Below are 18,748 nucleotides of genomic sequence, written 5' to 3'. Positions count from 1 at the left end.
CGTGCGAAGGAAACGGGAGCGGCGCCGGGCCGCTCCCGTCACGACCTCAGGGCGCCTTCACCACCGGGAACGTTTCTGCCAGGTCGATGCTGGCGTCAGCCGCCACATCCGTGGCCGAACGGCCGAGCTTCACGGCGTAGTGGCCGGCCGCGATGTGCCAGCGCTTGCCGGCGTCGTCCCAGCGCGCCAGCGCGAGGGCTTCCAGCGGAATGTCCACGCGGCGGCTCGCACCGGCATCGAGCTGCACCTTCGACCAGCCGGCCAGGCGACGCGTGCCACCGGAGGGGCCGGTGACATAGATCTGCGGTACATCGGCGCCGGCGACCTTGCCCGTGTTCTTCACCGTCACATGGGCCACCGGATTGCCCCTGGCATCCTTGTCCACGGCGAAATCGCTGTAGGCGAAGCTCGTGTAGGTGAGGCCATAGCCGAAGGCGAACAGCGGCTTCAGGTTCTTCTTCTCGTACCAGCGATAGCCGACGTCCGCGCCTTCGATGTTGTAGTCGACGTTGTCGGCCGGCTTCTCCTTCGAATACAGGCCGGCACCCTGGATCGTCGGACGCGGCAGTTCGGACTCGTCACGCGGCCAGCTGATCGGCAGGCGACCCGAGGGCGCCGTCTTGCCGTACAGCAGGCGTGCGATGGCCTCGCCACCACCCGAGCCCGGATACCAGGCCTGCATCACGGCAGCGGTGTGGTCCAGCCACGGCATCTTCACCGGGCCATTGGTTTCCAGCACCACCACCGTATGCGGATTGGCCTTCACGACGGCCTCGACCAGTGCGTCCTGCTGGTCGGGCAGGGTGAGGTCCGGCGTGTCGAACGACTCCGCCGCCCACTTGGTGACGAACACCACGGCCACGTCCGCGCCAGCCGCAGCTTTCGCGGCCGCGGCCGGATCGGTGCCGGGATCGAAGCTCGCCTTGCTGGCGAACTTGCGGATGAAATCCAGCGGGGCGGACGGGTGGTAGCGCACGGGACCGGGCCAGCCGGTGGGCTCGAGGCCCGGCACCGGATCGCCGGCTTCATCGGTCACCAGCGACGAGCCGCCACCGGCAAGCACGCCCTTGTCGGCGCGACCACCGATCACCACCACGGACTGTCCCTTGCCCGACAGCGGCAGGAGGCCGCCCTCGTTGCGCAGGAGCACCGCGCCGGCTTCGAGCGTGTCGCGGGCGACAACGCGATCGGCAGCGTAAGGCACCTTGCCGTTCTTCATCGGCTCGTCGATCACGCCATGCGCGAACAGGCTGCGCAGGATGCGCTTCGCCATGTCATCCAGGCGTGCCTTGGGGAATTCACCCTTGGCGTAGGCCTCGCGCAGTGGCTTGTCGAAAAAGACCTCCTTGTCGAAAACCTCGCCGGCCGACTGCTGGTCGAGCCCGGCCATGGCCGCCTTGGTGGCGCTGTGCACACCACCCCAGTCGGACATCACGAAACCCTTGAAGCCCCATTCCTTCTTCAGCACGTCGTTGAGCAGCCACTCGTTTTCGCCCGCATAGACGCCGTTGACCTTGTTGTAGGCCGACATCACCGAGCCCGGATCACCCTTGGCGATCGCCAGCTGGAAGGCGAGCAGATCGGATTCGCGCAACGCGACGGGATCGATGTCCGAGCTGAGCGTGTTGCGGCCGGATTCGAGATCGTTGATGGCCAGGTGCTTCACCGTGGCCACCACGTGGCGCTCCTGCACGCCCTTCACGGCGGCGCCGGCGATGGTGCCCGCCAGCACCGGATCTTCTCCGGCGTATTCGAAGTTGCGGCCGTTGCGCGGATCGCGCGTGAGGTTCACGCCACCCACGAGCATCACGTTGTAACCCTTGCCGCGCGCCTCGCCGCCGATCATGCGGCCACCGGCGTGGGCCACCGCCGGATCGAAGCTGGCCGCCGTGGCCAGACCGGCCGGGAGCGAGATGGCCCCTTTGCCGTCGGAACCGGTGCGCGTCACGCCCAGGCTGGCATCGGTTTCCTGGATGGCAGGCAGGCCAAGGCGGGGAATGGCCGGTATATAGCCGGCACCGCCCAGCGCCCCTTCGGGCTGTTCGAACTTCTCGCTCTTCTGGCCGAACTCGGAGCGGATGAGACGGAATTTCTCGTCGTCCGTCATCGCCGCGACGATGAGATCGGCGCGGCGATCTGCCGAAAGCGAGCGATCCATCCAGGGACGATCCGTCGGGGTGGCGGCATGGGCGGAGGCGGCGAGGCCAGCGGTGATGGCGAAGGCGAGGGCGGTGCGGCGCACATCGACGGTCATGGGCATGGTTCCGTTGCAAGGAAAACGTCCCACCTTGTTCCAGTAACGTTTTCATCGCAACTGGGCAGGCGGGTCCGCGCTAGGCTTGGACCTTGCCAGAAGGGTCTGAAGACCCCACTTAAGTGGTTCAATGAATTCACAAAAATCGATGCCGCTCGCCGATTTCCACCCCGCCGTGGCCACCTGGTTCGAGGCCACTTTTCCTGCGCCCACCGACGCGCAGATGGCGGCGTGGCCGATGATCCGTTCCGGTCGCCATACGCTGGTGGCGGCGCCCACGGGTTCGGGCAAGACGCTCACGGCGTTTCTCTCGGCCATCGACAGCCTGGTGCGTGAAGGCGTGCGCGACGGTGGATTGCGCGATCGCACCACCGTGCTCTACGTCTCGCCGTTGAAGGCCTTGTCCAATGACATCCGCATCAACCTCGATGCGCCCCTGGCAGGCATCCGCGAGGAACTGCGCAGGCAGGGCCTGCCCGATGTGGAGATACGCACCGCCGTGCGCACGGGCGACACGCCATCGCCGGATCGCGAACGCATGCGCAAGCGTCCCCCGCATATCCTCGTGACCACGCCGGAATCCCTGTACGTGATGCTCGGTTCCGAGTCGGGCAGGGCGATGTTGCGTGACGTTCGCGAAGTGATCGTCGACGAAATCCACGCCGTGGCGGCCAGCAAGCGCGGCAGCCATCTTGCGTTGTCGCTTGAACGCCTCGAAGCGCTGGCGCAACGGCGCATCGTGCGCATCGGCCTGTCGGCCACGCAGAAACCCATCGACAAGGTGGCGGCCTTTCTCGTGGGCGACGAGCGTACGGACTGCGCCATCGTGGACATCGGACATGCACGCAAACGTGACCTGGCGCTCGAAGTACCACCGGTGCCACTGGAAGCGGTGATGTCCAACGACATGTGGGAGCTGGTGTACAACCGGCTCGCCAACCTCGTGGAACAGCATCGCACCACGCTGGTGTTCGTGAATACGCGGCGCATGGCCGAACGTCTTGCCAGGCACCTGTCCGAGCGGCTGGGCAAGGAGATCGTCGCCGCGCACCATGGCAGTCTCTCCCGCGAACAACGCCTCGACGCCGAACAGCGCCTGAAACAGGGGGAACTGCGCGTACTGGTCGCTACCGCATCGCTGGAACTGGGCATCGATATCGGCGATGTCGAACTGGTCTGCCAGATTGCCTCGCCCCGCTCCATTGCCGCCTTCCTGCAACGCGCGGGGCGTGCAGGTCACGCCGTGGGCGGCACACCCAAGGCACGGCTGTTTCCCACCTCCCGCGACGATCTCGTGGAATGCACGGCCCTGCTGGACTGCGTACGACGCGGCGAACTGGATGCACTGATCTTTCCCGAGCAGCCCGTGGATGTGCTTGCACAGCAGATCGTCGCCGAAGTCGCCTGCCAGGAGTGGGACGAAGATGCGCTCTACGATCTGGTGAAACGGGCGTATCCGTATCGCACGCTGCAACGGGAATCCTACGACGCCATCGTCCGCATGCTGGCCGATGGCTTCACCACGCGCGTGGGTCCACGAGGGTCCTATATCCATCGCGATGCCGTGAACCGGCGCCTGCGCGAACGACGCGGCGCGCGCCTTGCCGCGCTGACCTCGGGCGGCACGATTCCAGAAACCGGCGATTACAACGTGGTGCTGGAACCGCAGGCCACGCTGATCGGCACGGTGAACGAAGACTTCGCCGTGGAGAGCCTTGCCGGCGACGTGTTCCAGCTGGGCAATCGTTCCTACCGCATCATCCGCGTGGAGATGGGACGCCTGCGTGTCGAGGATGCGCAGGGACAGCCACCCAATATTCCGTTCTGGCTGGGCGAGGCGCCCGGTCGCACCGATGAGCTGTCAGCCGGCGTGTCGCGACTGCGTGGCGAACTATCCGCACGTTTCGATGAGGGCGGTCGTGAAAATGCGCTCCACTGGCTGATGGAGACGCTATCCCTTTCGAAGGCAGCGGCCGAGCAGGTGGTGGAGTATCTGTTCCGCGCACGCGCCGCGCTTGGCGCGCTGCCTACGCACGATACGCTGGTGATGGAGCGATTCTTCGACGAGTCGGGCGGCACCCAGCTCATCATCCACACGCCATTCGGCAGTCGTATCAACAAGGCCTGGGGCCTCGCGCTGCGCAAGCGTTTCTGCCGCAAGTTCAACTTCGAGCTCCAGGCGGCCGCCACGGAAGACGCGACCATCCTGTCGTTGTCCACCAGCCACAGTTTTCCGCTGGAAGAGGTGTCGCGCTATCTGCACTCCAACAGCGCCGAACACGTGCTGGTACAGGCCCTGCTCGATGCACCGCTGTTCGGCGTGCGCTGGCGCTGGAATGCCACGACGTCGCTTGCTTTGCCACGTTTCAACGGTGGCAAGAAGGTCGCGCCGCAGTTGCAGCGCATGAAGAGCGAGGACCTGCTGGCCACCGTGTTTCCGGACCAGGTCGCCTGCCTGGAGAACATCGTGGGCGAACGCGAGGTGCCCGATCATCCGCTGGTCAACCAGACGCTCGACGACTGCCTGCATGAGGCGATGGACAGCGAAGGCTGGCTCGACGTGTTGCGTGGGCTGGAATCCGGACGCATCCGCGTGATCGCGCGCGACCTCGCCACGCCGTCGCCATTGGCGGCCGAAGTACTGGGCGCGGCACCTTATGCCTTCCTCGACGACGCGCCGCTGGAAGAACGACGCACCCAGGCCGTGCAGTCGCGCCGCTGGAACGAAGCGCAGAGCGCCGACGATCTTGGTCGCCTGGATGCCGAAGCCATCGATTCCGTGCGCGAAGAGGCGTGGCCCGAGGCGCGAAGTGCCGATGAAATGCATGAAGCCTTGATGCTTCTCGGTGCGGTGACCCTGAGTGAAGTGATGGACAACGCGGGGTGGAACAAACTGCTTGCAGCGCTGGCGAAGGATGCACGCGCCACGCTTCTGGGCGAGGGTGACACCGCATTGTGGATCGCAGCCGAGCGCCTGCCTGCGTGGTGTGCGCTGCATCCGGATGCCTCCATGCGACCGGCCATCGAAGCGCCGGCGGAGTATGCCGCGCAGGCATGGACACGCGAAACGGCGCTGGTGGATATCGTGCGAGGACGCCTGGGCGGCCTTGGTCCGATCTCTGCCGTGCCGGTTGCCGCGTCGTTGAATGTGCCCGTCGCCGATATCGAACTGGCGCTCACCTCGCTGGAAAGCGAGGGCTATGTGATGCAGGGCCTGTTCTCACCGGGCATCACCACAACACAATGGTGCGAGCGTCATCTGCTGGCACGCATCCACCGCTACACCATCGGTCGCCTGCGCCGCGAGATCGAGCCCGTGACGCGGCGCGATTTCTACCGGTTCCTGCTCGACTGGCAGCACGTCACGCGATCCTCGCAGGTGGCCGGGCCGGATGCCCTGGCTGGTGTCATAGCGCAACTGGAAGGTTTCGAAGGTGCGGCCGGAGCGTGGGAGGCCGAATTGCTGCCGGCGCGCGTGAGCGATTACAGCATCGGCTGGCTTGACGACCTGTGTCGTGCAGGGCGCGTGGTGTGGAGTCGACTGCGTCCGGGCACGGGAACGAGCGGCCCCGTGCGCGCGACGCCGATCGTGCTGCTGCCGCGCCGGCAGCTCGGCATCTGGTCGGCCGCGGCGCCGGATGCCGACGATGACGTGAAGCTGTCGTCGCGCGCGCAGGCCGTGGCCGATGCCTTGCGTGACGAGGGCGCGCTGTTCTTCGATGAGCTGGCGTCGATCACCCGGTTGCTGCGTACCGAGCTGGAAGACGCACTGGGCGAGCTGGTCGCCAGCGGTCGTGTCACGGCGGATAGCTTTGCGGGCCTGCGCGCGTTGTTATTGCCGGCATCCAGGCGCGACAACCATCGCCACCGGCGTACACGCCGGCATATGTTGAGCGGCATTGAGGATGCCGGCCGCTGGTCACTGGCGCGGCGCCCGCGTGACGAGCGCACGGATGCCGATGGGCTGGAACATATCGCCCGCACGTTGCTGCGTCGTTATGGCGTGGTGAGCTGGCGTATTCTTGAGCGCGAGGCGGCGTGGCTGCCGCCGTGGCGCGAGTTGCGGCGGGTGTATCACCGGCTGGAGGCGCGCGGGGAGATCCGCGGCGGGCGCTTCGTCGATGGGCTGGTCGGCGAGCAGTTTGCGTTGCCGGATGCCCTGGTGGCCCTGCGGCAGATCCGGCATCGGTCGCATGATGGCGAGATCGTGTGCATTGCTGGTACCGATCCGCTCAATATCGTGGGCGGCATCATCGCCGGGGCGAAATTGCCTGCCGTGCTGGGTACGCGTGTTGCGATACGCGATGGCGTGCCGGTGGGGGCGATGGTTGCGGGGAAGTTTGTGACGCTGGCCGAGTTGTCGGCAGAGGAAGAGCGTGAGGTGCTGGGGGCGTTACAGCGGCGATCGGATATGCGGGTTTCTTCCGGGGGCGGGTAGGGAAGCGCTCGCTTCGGTCGCGCGCGAGGCGCGCTCCTACATGGGTTGCGCTTTGCTTTGGGGTGGTCGCGCGCGAGGCGCGCTCCTACAGAAGGCAGCGAGGCGCGCTCCCTGTAGGAGCGCGCCTCGCGCGCGACCGGTCAGCCTCAACGCAACTGGATATCCCCGATCACCCACAGCTTCGGCCCGGGCTTGCCGGTGATCACGAAGCAAAGGTCATGAACGCCCTCGCGCTTGGGCAGGATGCCGTCCAGCGTGGCGCGGCCGTCGTTGGCCTTGGCCAGCGGAATGGTGCTGATCTTCGGGCCGTCGCAGCTGTCGAGGTGGACTTCGATCTCGCCGGCCCTGGTCTTCGACTTGCGCGACACGATGCCGGATGCGTCCTTCCACAGGGCGTAGTTGTACGGCAGGCGATCCACCTTGACCTGGATACCGTACAGGCCATCCATCGGCACCTTCTTCCACACCCAGCAGGTGTTCATGATGTCCACCTTGTACACCGGGCGCACGCCATCGATGGCGTCGGGTGCTTCAAGACGCAGCACCAGCTTGTCGCCGCAGCTGTCGAGCTGATCGCTGCTGCGGGACAGCAGCGACTTCGCATCGATGGCTTCCTCGCGCGGGCCGGCCAGGCCGAAACCGCCCGAGAATACATTGGCGTGGATCGTGGTGGGCAAGGTGACTTCGAACGGGCCTTCGTACGCTTTCGACTGCGCCGTGGGGGCCGAGCCGTCGATGGTGTAGCGCAAGGTGCCGTAGTTCACCTGGTTGGACAGCGTGACGCGTGCCTTGTCGCCATCCACGCGCTCGGCGGAGATCGCCACGGCATAGGCACTGTCGGCAGGCACGATGCCGGCGGAACGATAGCGGGCCATCTGCGCGGGCAGGCGGGCGATGAAACCATTCCAGTCGGCCTTCGGCGACCACGTACGCTCCGCGAGCGCCGCGATGCGCGGGAAGATCGCATGCTGGATACGCGCCCAGGTAGGCTGGTATTCGGCGAACAGGTTGACCTGTGCACCCAGCACATGGGCCGCCTTGGCCGCGTCGATTTCCGGCGGCACCAGGTCGAAGTCGTACACCGTCTGCAACGACTGGCCGGAAGGACGCCCGGCCGGTTCATCCGGCAGGGTGGACTGCAACTGGTCGAGATAGAGCGTGGGTGAGGGCGCCAGTACTACGTCGTGCCCGGCATTGGCCGCCTTGATCGCACCCTTCGTGCCGCGCCATGACATCACGGTGGCGCTGGCCGGCACCTTGCCGTCGAGGATTTCATCCCAGCCGATGAGGCGGCGGCCATGCTGGTCGAGGTAGTCGCCGATGCGCGCCACGAACCAGCCCTGCATCTTTTCCTCGTCGGTGATGCCGAGCTTCTTCATCTGCGCCTGGATGGACTTCGAATGCTCCCATTCGTCCTTCGCGGCTTCATCGCCACCCACGTGGATGTACGTGGACGGGAAGATCTCCATCACTTCGTCGAGCACGTTTTCGAGGAAGGTGAAGGTCGCATCGTCGGTATTGAACAAGGCAGTGTTCACGCCCCAGTCCGAGGACACCGCATGCTTGCCCTTGCCTGCGCCGAACTGCGGATACGCAGCGACGGCGGCCTGCGCATGGCCCGGCATCTCGATCTCGGGAATCACCGTGATGTGACGCTCGGCGGCATAGGCCACGACTTGTCGTGCCTCGTCCTTGGTGTAGAAACCGCAGTACGGCTTGTTCGCGCCACCGGTCAGCGCGATGTCGGGACCAACCGGCTGGCGGCATGCGCCCTGCTGGGTGAGGTTCGGATATTTATCAATCTGCAGGCGCCAGCCCTGGTCGTCCGTGAGATGCCAGTGGAAGGTATTGAGCTTGTGCATCGCCATCTGGTCGATGAGATGTTCGATCTCCGTCACCGACTGGAAATGCCGGCTGGAATCGAGCATCAGGCCACGCCAGGCAAAACGGGGGGCGTCCACGATGTGCACGCCCGGCACGCCGTTCTCCGACGCCGGATCGGTCAGCAGCTGCCAATAGGTGACCGCGCCATAGAACAGCCCCGTCTCGTCGTTGGCGGCGATGTACACACCCTTGCCGTCCACATCGAGCGTATAACCCTCATGGCCCTTCGCCGTGGACTGCGTCGCCAGGTTGATGGCGCCACCCCTGGGCTTGCCTTCCACGATGGCCGGCGCAAAACCGCGCGCCTGGCGCACCCAGCCCTGCAACTGTGCCGCCACGCGCTTCGCGGCGGCGTTGCCAGCCGGCACGACGATCGCGGTCGTGGCATCGATGCGGTAGTGACCCGGCGCACGCGCGAGCTGCGCGGGCATGGGAATCAGGGATAACGGCGTCGTATCGACCGGTGCGTTGTCGTGTCGTGGCTGCTGGCTGGCGCATGCGCTCAACCCGAGAGCCAGGGCGAGCATGAGAGTGCGACGCATAGTTACCCCTGTGTGGATGTTGAGAAGTCTTGAACCGGGCGGGAAGTGTAAAAGCTTCGACCCTACGCACAGGTTGGATATTCGTAAAGTGCCGCGTGTTCCGCGAAGGTTTCGCCGGATGGGCACAGGCCCGGGCCGGGCAGCGCGACATGGCACGCTTGTTTCGTGCAAAAAAAGCGGGCCCGAAAAGTAGGGTTTGTCGGGCCCGTGGGGAATGAAGCTTCGAGGGGTGGTGCGGCCGTCCGTGGCCGCCGATCCATCACATTCGATCAGAGGTCGAAATGCACCGAGGCCATGTAGCGGCGGCCGGTGGTGTAATGCGCGACCGGCATGTCCTTGATGCCGATGTACTGCTTGTAGGCTTCGTTGGTCAGGTTCATGCCTGCCAGGGTGAACGAGACCTTGTCGTTGAGCTTGTAGCCCAGCGTGGCGCCCAGGTCGCCGTAGTCTTCCGTGGTGGCCGGCGGCGCACCCGCGACGTAGCCACCTGCCAGGTACTTGCTGCGCCAGTTGTACGAAAGACGTGCGCTGAAGGCGCCCTTTTCGTAGTACGGGCTGAGCGAGTAGGCGTTCTTCGAGTTGTACGGCAGCGAGCCGCCCGAATCGAGGGTGCCCTTGGCATAGGTGTAGTTCGCCGTGACACCGAAACCGGTTTCGCCGAACGCCTGCTGGTAGCTGATGCTGCCACCCTTGATCTTGCCCGAGCCGACGTTGGTCGGACGGCTGACGCTGTAGTTGCAGAAGCCGTCGGCCGTGCACAGGCCCGCTGCCAGCTGGCTGGCGAAGGTCTTCGGATCGGTCGAGGTGGCCGAGTTGAAGTGACGCTCCTGGAACACGTCCATGAAGATGTAGTCGTCGATCTTCTTGTAGAACCCGGTGATGGCCAGGTACGACTGCGGCGCGAAGTACCACTCGGCCGACAGGGAGAAGTTCTTCGACTTGTACGGCTTCAGGTTCGGATCGCCGCCCGCGCCGGTGAGCACGGTGTCGTTGAGGAACAGGTTGTTGACCTGCATGTTGTACGGCGCACGGGCCAGCACCTTCGCGGCAGCGAAGCGCAGCACGACGTCTTCGGCGACGTCATAGGCGATGTTCACCGACGGCAGCCAGTTCTTCGAGGTCTGCGACGACTTCACGTACGAGCCTGCCGGCGCCGGCAGCACCGGGGCACCGAGGTAGTTGTAGCCGAAGCCATCGGTCTTCGTGTCGACGTAGCGGATACCCACGTTGCCGTGGAAATCGCCGCCGGCGAAGTTGGCCTGTGCGTAGGCCGCGTTGGTCTTCTCGATGATCTTGTACGTGCCGTTGAGGAACGTACCCGGATCTTCGTTACCACCGTTCGTGGCGCGCACCCAGGCGTACTGCTTGTCCGGGTCCGGCATGATGTGGCTGGCCGCGCCATCCCACATGCTGACGCCGTCGAGGTTGGTATAGCCCGAGGTGCCGAGGTCGGCCAGCGAGATCGGGCCGTTGCCGCCGTACACGTGGGCGTTCATGCCCTCTTCGTGGCGGTTCCAGCGGTAGCCGACCAGCAGCTGGTTGACGAAGGAGTCGAAATCCTTGGTGAAATCGAGCTGGCCATAGCTGTCACGCGAACGTGCGTTGTACGAGCCGTAGTTGCCCGGCCAGCCGCCGAGTCCCGGGGTGTCGCCCATGTGCCAGTTGTTCGGATCGCGCGCGGCAGCCGGGTTGTCGAAGTTGAAACCGCGACGGATGTCCCAGGTGTAGCCACCGGCATACACCGGTTCCATCACCGCCTGCGAGATGTTGTTGTTCACGGCCTTGCTGTAGCCGGCCGCACCGCCGAGGCTCCAGCCTTCGCCGTGGTAGGTCGACTTCACATCGAACGCCGACGTACGCACCACCGACTTGCGGACGTTGCTGTCGTACGTGCCCTGCGCAATGGCCGGGCAGTTCGGGCTGTCGTTGCCGCAGACATGGCCGCCGGTAATGACGCCGTTCGGACCCTGGTTGAAGCTGGTGACGTTACCCAGCGTGCCTGCCGAACCGGTGAACGGATAGAGCGACTGGTTCCAGTTGTCGAAGTTCTCGCGGACGAACAGCGAGGTGACGTCGATGTCCCAGTTGTCGGTCGGACGGATCTGGAAGCCCAGCGTGGCGGTATCGCGCTTGCGCTTCTGCTGGAACCACGCCGAGTTCACCTCGTCGGGCACCTTGGCGTTCGGATCGAGCGTGCCGTTGGCGATGCCGGCGGCGACGGCCGGGCTGGCGGCCCACTTGGAGACCGGGCTGTAGCTGAAGATCTCCAGGCCCTGGCGATCGATCTTCTCTTCGTAGTGCTGCAACGAAGCGATCACGCCGAAGGTGTTGGAGGTGTTCTTCCAGCTGTACAGCGCCGAACCCGACGGGCGGCTGCCCGACGACGCCTGGTCGTTGTAGTTCAGGCCGAAGGACGCGCGCACGGTGTTGGCCGGCAGGTCCAGCGGCTGCAGCGTGTGCAGCATCACGGTGCCGCCCAGGCTGCCTTCCGGCAGGCGCGCTTCGGGCGACTTGTACACTTCCAGGCGACCCACGATTTCCGGCGCCAGCATGGTGAAATCGAAGCCGCGGTTCGGCTGCGCACCGTACTGCCACGGCGTCTGCGAGATCGGCTGGCCGTTGAGGAAGGTGAGGTTGAGGCTGGGGTCGGTGCCGTCGATCGACACGCGGTCGCCCTGGCCGAACTGACGATCGATGACGACGCCCGGGATCTGGGTCATCGCTTCGGCGACGTTCGTGTTCGGGAACTTGCCGATGTCCTCGGCCGTGACCGCTTCCACCACCGCGTCTGCATTGCGCTTGGTGTCGAGCGACTTCTCAAGGCTGGCGCGGATACCGGTGACGGTGATCGCGTCGAGCTGGGCCGCCTTGGCAGCATCGGCCTTTTCCTGGGCCGTCTGCGGTTTGGCGGGTGCTGCCGAATCCTGCGCGAAGGCAGCTCCGGTCATACAGCACAGTGCGGCGACAATGCTCGCCGTGAGCAGGTTTCTACGATGCGACATGATGTCCTCCCCTCAGAGGATGAAAGCGTCGACGGGTTTCGCGACCGCGCCGTGCCTTGTTGCTATCGAAGGGCCTTGGAGGGCCCGGTTTTTTAACGAGTCAGCGTTCCTTCCCCGCTCTTCAATGAGCGGTCGAACCGTGCAGGTAGAGACCGGCGGCACCGATCACTCCCAGCTGTCCGTGGTCCATCAGACGTACCGGCACTTGCTGTAGAAAGGCGCGCATGACGCCCTTGTTGAAAAACCTGGTAGCGAAGCTGCTCTGCAGCAGCCGGTCGCGGATCTGCGGCAGGATGCCGCCGGCGAGATACACGCCGCCGCGAGCGCCGTAGAGCATGGCGAGGTCGCCGACGAAACTGCCCAGCAATCCGCAGAACACATCCAGCGCCTCCACCGCGACCGGATCGCTCCCGTCGAGTGCGGCGCGGGTGACGTCCGCGGGCTGGGCCAGGATCGACGGCACACCGTGCAATGTCGAAATGGCGTTGTAGAGGTTCACCAGACCGGGCCCGGAGAGGGCGGTCTCGTAGGAAACGTAGTCGCGGCCACGGGAAAGCACACCGAGGATGGCGGATTCGCGCTCGTTGCCCGGCGCCAGCGAGATCTGTCCGGCTTCGGTCGCCAGCACGGTGGCGTGCGGCGTGCCCGGCAGCAGCACGGCCGAACCCAGGCCGGTGCCCGGACCCATGACCAATACAGGACCCACGGCCGGCTCGGCGGTGGTTTCGATCACCGCCGTAGTCTGGTGGCTTTCGAGGAACTGGCAGGCATAGGCCACCGCCTCGAAGTCATTGACCACGGCAAGGCCGGAAAGGCCGAGCGTCGTGCGGATGTCGCCGATGGAGACCGGCCAGGGCAGGTTCTCGTTGACCACGGCGTCGCCCAGAACGTAACCGGCGCTGGCCACGGCGCAATGCGCGATGGGAGCGTGGCTTTCAAGGCGACCGACGAAGTCCTTGAGCACGGCGGTAAGGCTCGGCCAGTCGGCACAGGCATAGCGCTCGTAGCGCAGCACTTCGATGCCGTTGCCGGCGCGCTGCACGAGTCCTACACGGGCATGCGTTCCGCCCACGTCGGCGGCGAGAAACGCCTCCTGACGCGAAGCACGCACGATTTCCCGCTGTTTGGCCGACTCGCCCACGCCTTGCCCCTTATGACTGATTCCGTGTCGTCACATGAATGTTCCGTGACGCCCTGCATTCCGGCGCAGTCTTGAGTGGAATGACAACGTTGTCAACATGACTATCGGACAAGACATGCCGGTTTCCGTCATGCGCCGCAATAGCCGCTTCCTGCCGTTTTTCCCGGGATAAGCAAAACACCCGCTTTTCAATCGTGATTATTTGCTCGTCAGATACTTGCTGCATCGCAGCATCGAAAGTCATCCGGGACTGACAACGAAGTCGAAGGATCGCTTTCGCTGATTGACAACGTTGCGCACACGAGTCAATAAAGGGACAAAACCGGGGCGTGTCCGTCGGTGATGCCGACCGGGATACCACATACAACTAAGCGGGGAGTTCCCATGTCGTCCACCACGGTCGCCGTCGACGAGACGCGCCAATCCAGCCTGGTACCGATGGTCATCATCGGTGTCCTGTTCTTCATCTTCGGCTTCGTCACCTGGCTCAACGGCCCGCTGATCACCTTCGTCAAGCTGGCCTTCGCGCTCGATGACGTGGGCGCCTTCCTGGTGCCGATGGCCTTCTACCTGTCGTATTTCTTCCTCGCCCTGCCGTCGTCCTTCATCCTGAAGCGCACGGGCATGAAGAAAGGCATGGGCCTGGGCCTCTTCGTGATGGCCATCGGTGCCGCGCTGTTCGGCCAGTTCGTCACCATGCGCATCTATCCGGGCGCGCTCACCGGCCTGTTCGTGATCGGTGCCGGCCTGTCGCTGTTGCAGACGGCCTCGAACCCGTACATCTCGATCCTGGGTCCCATCGACAGCGCCGCCCAGCGCATCGCCTTCATGGGCATCTGCAACAAGATCGCCGGCGCGCTCGCCCCGTTCGTCTTCGGCGCCCTGGTGATGAGCAACATCGGCAGCTTCGACAAGCAGATCGCCTCCGCCTCCACGGCCGCCGACAAGGATGCCCTGCTGGCCGCCTTTGCCGCCAAGGTACACATGCCGTACATGGTGATGGCCGGCCTGCTCGTGGTGCTGGCGATCTGGGTGGTGTTTTCCTCGCTGCCCGAGATCAAGCCGTCGAACGAGAACTCCGAGCGAGCCATCGGCCACGCCAAGGGCAGCCTGCTGAGCTTCCCGCACCTGTGGCTGGGCGTGCTGTGCCTGTTCGTGTACGTGGGCGTGGAAGTGATGGCCGGCGACGCCATCGGCACCTACGGCCAGGGCTTCGGCATCTCGCCGGACGAAACCAAGCACTTCACCTCGTACACCCTGTTCGCGATGCTGCTGGGCTACATCGCCGGCCTCGTGCTGATTCCGAAGTTCGTTTCCCAGCAGAAATACCTTGCGCTTTCGGCGATCCTGGGCGTGATCTTCTCCATCGGCACCTATGTGACCACGGGCTACACCTCGGTGGGCTTCGTCGCCGCCCTGGGTTTCGCCAACGCCATGATGTGGCCGGCGATCTTCCCGCTGGCCATCAAGGGCCTGGGGCGCCTGACCGAATTCGGCTCGGCCTTTTTGGTCATGGGTATCGCCGGCGGCGCCATTATCCCGGTGCTGTTCGCCCACCTGAAGCAGGTGTTCGACTTCCAGGGGGTGTTCCTGGCGATCATGGTGCCGTGCTACCTGTACATCCTGTACTACGGGGCGGCAGGCCATCGCGTCGGTCAGCACGTCAAGGACTGACACCCTATCTTCGCAGTGCAACGGCCATCCGCTAGGATGGCCGTCTTGCTTATGAGGGTCGTAGATTGCGCAGCCCCACCATCAAGGACGTGGCCGAACGCGCGGGCGTCTCGCTGAAGACGGTGTCCCGCGTCATCAACCACGAACCTTCCGTCCATGCGCGCACCCGCGACAAGGTGCAGCGCGCCATCGAAGCCCTCGATTACCAGCCCGACCAGGCCGCGCGCAGCCTGCGCAGCTCGCGTACGTATGCCCTGGGCCTGGTCTACGACAACCCCAACGCGCACTACGTCATCGCCATGCAGAACGGCGTGCTGTCGGTGTGCCGGGAGCGCGGTTTCGGCCTGCAGATCCACCCCTGCGATTCGTCCGCCCCGCGGCTGGCCGAGCAGCTGGGCGACCTCGTACGGCGCAACCGTCTTGCCGGGCTGGTGCTGTGCCCACCCATGTCCGAACAGCCGGGCCTGCTGGCCTCGCTGACCGAGCAGAACGTACCCTTCGTGCGAATCATTTCGGCACGCCAGGATCCGAAGGACGGCTGGCCCTGCGTCTTCGTGGACGACCGCGACGCCGCTTATGCCATCACCGAACACCTGATCCAGCTAGGCCACCACCGCATCGGTTTCCTGTGGGGAGGCAAGGGACATCGTTCCAGCCCCGAGCGTTATCAGGGCTATGAGGATGCATTGCGCGAATACGGCCTGCCCGTGGACAAGAAGCTGGTGGTGGAGGGCGATTATTCCTTCGACGACGGTTTTCGAGGTGCGCGCAAGCTGCTCGCGCTGAAGGAAGCACCGACGGCCATCTTCGGCTCCAACGACGAAATCGCCGCCGGCGTGCTGGCCGCCGCCCGCTCCGGTGGCGTCGACGTGCCCTGGGAGCTTTCCATCGCCGGCTTCGAGGACAGCCCGTTCTCCAAGCAGTCGTGGCCGGCACTCACCACCGCGCGGCAGAACACCGACGAGATCGGCCGGCATGCGGCGCAGCGGCTCATCGCGGAGCTGGAGCGGGAAGAGGGCGCCGCCATCGACAACGAAGGCTTCAGCCCCGAACTGGTAGTACGCGGCTCCACGGCCCCAAGACGCTTGTAGGAGCGCGCCTGCGCGCGACTGCTTGTCGCGGATATTCCCATGGTTTCGCGATGACCGGTCGCGCGCAAGGCGCGCTCCTACGGGGTTTTCGGGAGTCCACAGGGTCTTAACGCCCGGTTTGTTATGCTTTGCGGGATGTCCTCCCCGCGTCGAGCCTCGACGCCTTGTGCAGGACATCCCGCGAGTCCCCCAATCGTTTACCGGCGGACCGTTTCGAGCGCCGCCTTTCGCGTTGCGCATCCCTATCCCCAGGACGGCAATCCCGGCCACGTGTTCGTGTGCCTGCGCGTCCGCGTGAACAGGAGCACACACGATGCAGGATTCCGCAGGGCATGACGCCCATTTCGGCTGGTTTACCCGCCGTCGCAAGCATCTGAAACCCGACGATCTCACCATCGTCGACGAACCCATGTTGAAGCGCGCCGTGGGCGCTGCCGCCCTTGGCAATGCCATGGAGTGGTTCGACTTCGGTGTCTACGGCTATCTCGCCGTGACGCTGGGGCATGTCTTCTTTCCCGGCAGCAGCCCCACCGCACAGGTGATCGCCACCTTCGCGACGTTTACCGTGGCCTTCCTCGTTCGCCCCATCGGCGGACTCGTGTTCGGTCCCTTGGGCGATCGCTTCGGGCGCCAGCGCGTACTGGCTGCCACCATGATCATGATGGCGCTGGGCACCTTCGCCATCGGCCTGATTCCCAGCTACGACAGCATCGGCATCTGGGCGCCCATCCTTTTGCTGCTTGCGCGACTGGTGCAGGGCTTCTCCACCGGTGGTGAATACGGTGGGGCGGCCACGTTTATCGCTGAGTATTCCACCGATGCACGGCGCGGCCAGATGGGCAGCTGGATGGAGTTCGGCACCCTGGGCGGCTATATCGCCGGCGCCGGCGTGGTCACCGCACTCACCATGCTGCTGAGCACGCAGGACATGCACGCATGGGGTTGGCGCGTGCCGTTCCTCGTTGCCGGGCCGCTGGGCCTGCTCGGCCTATACATGCGCATGAAGCTGGAGGAAACTCCTGCATTCAAGGCACATGCGGAAGCGATGGAAGCGCATGGCGATACGCCGCGCATCGGCCTGCTGGAACTGGTATCCGTGCATGGTCCGCAGCTGCTGAAATGCGTGGGCCTGGTGCTGGTGTTCAATGTCGCCGACTACATGCTGCTCACCTACATGCCGAGCTATCTCACGGTGACGATGGGTTACAGCGAGGCCAAGGGCCTGCTGCTGATCATCATCGTGATGCTGGTGATGATGCCGCTCAACGTGGTGGGCGGGCGTTTCAGCGACCGTATCGGCCGTCGCCCGATGATCATCGGTGCGTGCGTGGCGATGCTGTTGCTCGCCATTCCCTGCATGCTGCTGGTGGGCACGGGCAACGACCTGCTGATCTTCGCCGGCCTCATGGCACTTGGCGTGATGCTGGTCTGCTTCACGAGCACGATGCCGTCGACGCTGCCTGCGTTGTTCTATACGCCCGTGCGATACAGCGCGCTGTCCATCGCGTTCAACGTGTCGGTGTCACTGTTCGGTGGTACGACGCCCCTGGTCACGGCGTGGCTGGTGGAGCGCAGTGGCGATCCGCTGGTACCGGCGTATTACCTGATGGGTGCCGCGATCATCGGCATCATCACGATGCTGTTCGTCACCGAAACCGCCGGCATGCCGCTGCGTGGCTCGCCGCCGGCCGTGGCCGATCATGCCGAGGCACGCGAACTGCTGGCCGGCGATGCACCGCTGACAGTGGATGAAACGCTGCCTGCACTGCCTGAAGACAGTAACGCCGAGGGTGAGGCGAAGCCCGCCTAGCGGGCCAGCGTCATCACGCCGATGGCGGCAATGGCGAGCAGGATGCCCAGCCAGTTCAGCGCCGAGAGCTTCTCGCGGAACGCGAACGCGCCCACGAGCGTGCCGAGCAGGACGACGCCGACATTGGTCGAGGCGAAGACCAGGGACGGTTCGCTCGCCAGGGCCTGATGGCCACGGATATAGAACAGGATGTTCCCGAAGTTGCAGGCGCCCAGCACGGCGCCAAAGCCGAGGTTGCGCAGGGATAGCGCCGCCTTGCCGGCCACAGCCCGGCCGAAGGCCACCAGCCAGCACAGCACCATCGCGATCAGGAAGGCGGCGAGCAGGGCGCTGGCAAACGATGCGCCGGCCAGTGCGATGAGCTTGAAACAGACGTCGATGGCGCCGAAACCTGCGAAGACGAGCAGGGGCGCCCACCAGCTTCCGGCTTCCACCTTGCCGCGCTCCTTGCGCCAGAGCACGCACAGGACAGCGACCAGGGCCAGGCCGATGCCGGCACCCTTGAGCGGCGTGAGCGTGTCGCCGAGGAAGACGAAGGCGGCAAACAGGGAAACGAAAAGCGAGAGTCGCTGGGCCACGTCGGTACGCACGATGCCAACGGTGCGCACCGAGCGCGCCATGACGATGAAGATCGAGGGCAGCAGCACGCCGAGGGCAATCAGAGGTGTCCAGGTCGCCCGGGCATCGAGAGCAGCCCGGGGCGTGCCGTTGAGCAACCACCAGGTGAGCGCCGACGCCACGATGTAGTTGGTGCCGACCGCTTGCACGATGTCGATCCCGGCCCGGCGGGCAAGCTTGAGCAGGATCGAGACGGCGACGCTGAAGGCGACGGCGAGAAGGATGTAGAGCATGGAAACGACGCCCGGGTTCAAGGTGGCGAAGAATGCGCCCGTAGCGCGCCCGGCGCAAACA

General features: G+C 65.0%; 9 protein-coding genes. 4 read left to right on the top strand and 5 right to left on the bottom strand.

Translation table 11 applies throughout. The annotated features are described in order from the left end of the window. Window positions 1-46: 46 nt before the first annotated feature. Window positions 47-2,254, bottom strand: a complete 2,208-nt coding sequence (locus tag KR767_RS07450; RefSeq protein WP_250878661.1) for a glycoside hydrolase family 3 C-terminal domain-containing protein — start codon at window positions 2,252-2,254, stop codon at window positions 47-49. A gap of 148 nt (window positions 2,255-2,402) precedes the next feature. On the opposite strand from KR767_RS07450, the gene KR767_RS07445 reads away from it, so the two are divergent. Then, the gene (locus KR767_RS07445; protein ID WP_250879133.1) at window positions 2,403-6,692 is read left to right on the top strand and encodes a DEAD/DEAH box helicase; all 4,290 of its coding nucleotides are present in this window, start codon (window positions 2,403-2,405) and stop codon (window positions 6,690-6,692) included. Window positions 6,693-6,838: 146 nt separating this feature from the next. On the opposite strand, the gene KR767_RS07440 is transcribed toward KR767_RS07445, so the two are convergent. The 3 genes from KR767_RS07440 to glk all read right to left on the bottom strand — a co-directional run bounded on the left by KR767_RS07440 (window position 6,839) and on the right by glk (window position 13,261). After that, window positions 6,839-9,118 (bottom strand): family 20 glycosylhydrolase, encoded by a 2,280-nt coding sequence (locus KR767_RS07440; RefSeq protein WP_250878660.1) that lies wholly within the window; start codon window positions 9,116-9,118, stop codon window positions 6,839-6,841. Window positions 9,119-9,387: 269 nt separating this feature from the next. Continuing rightward, the gene (locus KR767_RS07435; protein ID WP_250878659.1) at window positions 9,388-12,120 is read right to left on the bottom strand and encodes a TonB-dependent receptor; all 2,733 of its coding nucleotides are present in this window, start codon (window positions 12,118-12,120) and stop codon (window positions 9,388-9,390) included. 121 nt (window positions 12,121-12,241) lie between these two features. Next, the gene (gene glk / locus KR767_RS07430) at window positions 12,242-13,261 is read right to left on the bottom strand and encodes a glucokinase (protein WP_250878658.1); all 1,020 of its coding nucleotides are present in this window, start codon (window positions 13,259-13,261) and stop codon (window positions 12,242-12,244) included. A gap of 384 nt (window positions 13,262-13,645) precedes the next feature. Here glk and KR767_RS07425 point away from each other — a divergent pair, with 384 nt between their 5' ends. The 3 genes from KR767_RS07425 to proP all read left to right on the top strand — a co-directional run bounded on the left by KR767_RS07425 (window position 13,646) and on the right by proP (window position 17,836). Then, entirely contained in the window at window positions 13,646-14,935 is a 1,290-nt protein-coding gene (locus KR767_RS07425; protein WP_250878657.1) for a sugar MFS transporter, read from the top strand. Window positions 14,936-15,000: 65 nt separating this feature from the next. After that, complete coding sequence (locus tag KR767_RS07420; protein WP_250878656.1) at window positions 15,001-16,026, top strand: LacI family DNA-binding transcriptional regulator; 1,026 nt, start codon at window positions 15,001-15,003, stop codon at window positions 16,024-16,026. 313 nt (window positions 16,027-16,339) lie between these two features. Beyond that, a complete protein-coding gene (gene proP, locus KR767_RS07415) occupies window positions 16,340-17,836 on the top strand; it encodes a glycine betaine/L-proline transporter ProP (protein WP_250878655.1) in 1,497 nt (498 codons plus the stop codon). On the opposite strand, the gene KR767_RS07410 is transcribed toward proP, so the two are convergent. After that, window positions 17,833-18,687, bottom strand: a complete 855-nt coding sequence (locus tag KR767_RS07410) for a DMT family transporter (protein ID WP_250878654.1) — start codon at window positions 18,685-18,687, stop codon at window positions 17,833-17,835. The two genes, proP and KR767_RS07410, sit on opposite strands and share 4 nt — an antisense overlap. Between the last annotated feature and the right edge of the window lie 61 nt (window positions 18,688-18,748).

It is taken from the genome of Luteibacter anthropi (genome assembly GCF_023699965.1).
Taxonomy (GTDB): Bacteria; Pseudomonadota; Gammaproteobacteria; order Xanthomonadales; family Rhodanobacteraceae; genus Luteibacter; species Luteibacter anthropi.
Note: the sequence above shows the minus strand (reverse complement) of the source record. Positions and strands in the feature narration are given on the sequence as shown.

Excerpts from the sequence above, each read along its gene's own strand:
- KR767_RS07440 (WP_250878660.1), bottom strand. The coding sequence starts at position 9,118 with ATGCGTCGCACTCTCATGCTCGCCCTGGCTCTCGGGTTGAGCGCATGC.
- KR767_RS07435 (WP_250878659.1), bottom strand. The coding sequence starts at position 12,120 with ATGTCGCATCGTAGAAACCTGCTCACGGCGAGCATTGTCGCCGCACTG.
- KR767_RS07410 (WP_250878654.1), bottom strand. The coding sequence starts at position 18,687 with ATGCTCTACATCCTTCTCGCCGTCGCCTTCAGCGTCGCCGTCTCGATC.
- KR767_RS07450 (WP_250878661.1), bottom strand. The coding sequence starts at position 2,254 with ATGACCGTCGATGTGCGCCGCACCGCCCTCGCCTTCGCCATCACCGCT.
- KR767_RS07425 (WP_250878657.1), top strand. The coding sequence starts at position 13,646 with ATGTCGTCCACCACGGTCGCCGTCGACGAGACGCGCCAATCCAGCCTG.
- KR767_RS07445 (WP_250879133.1), top strand. The coding sequence starts at position 2,403 with ATGCCGCTCGCCGATTTCCACCCCGCCGTGGCCACCTGGTTCGAGGCC.
- proP (WP_250878655.1), top strand. The coding sequence starts at position 16,340 with ATGCAGGATTCCGCAGGGCATGACGCCCATTTCGGCTGGTTTACCCGC.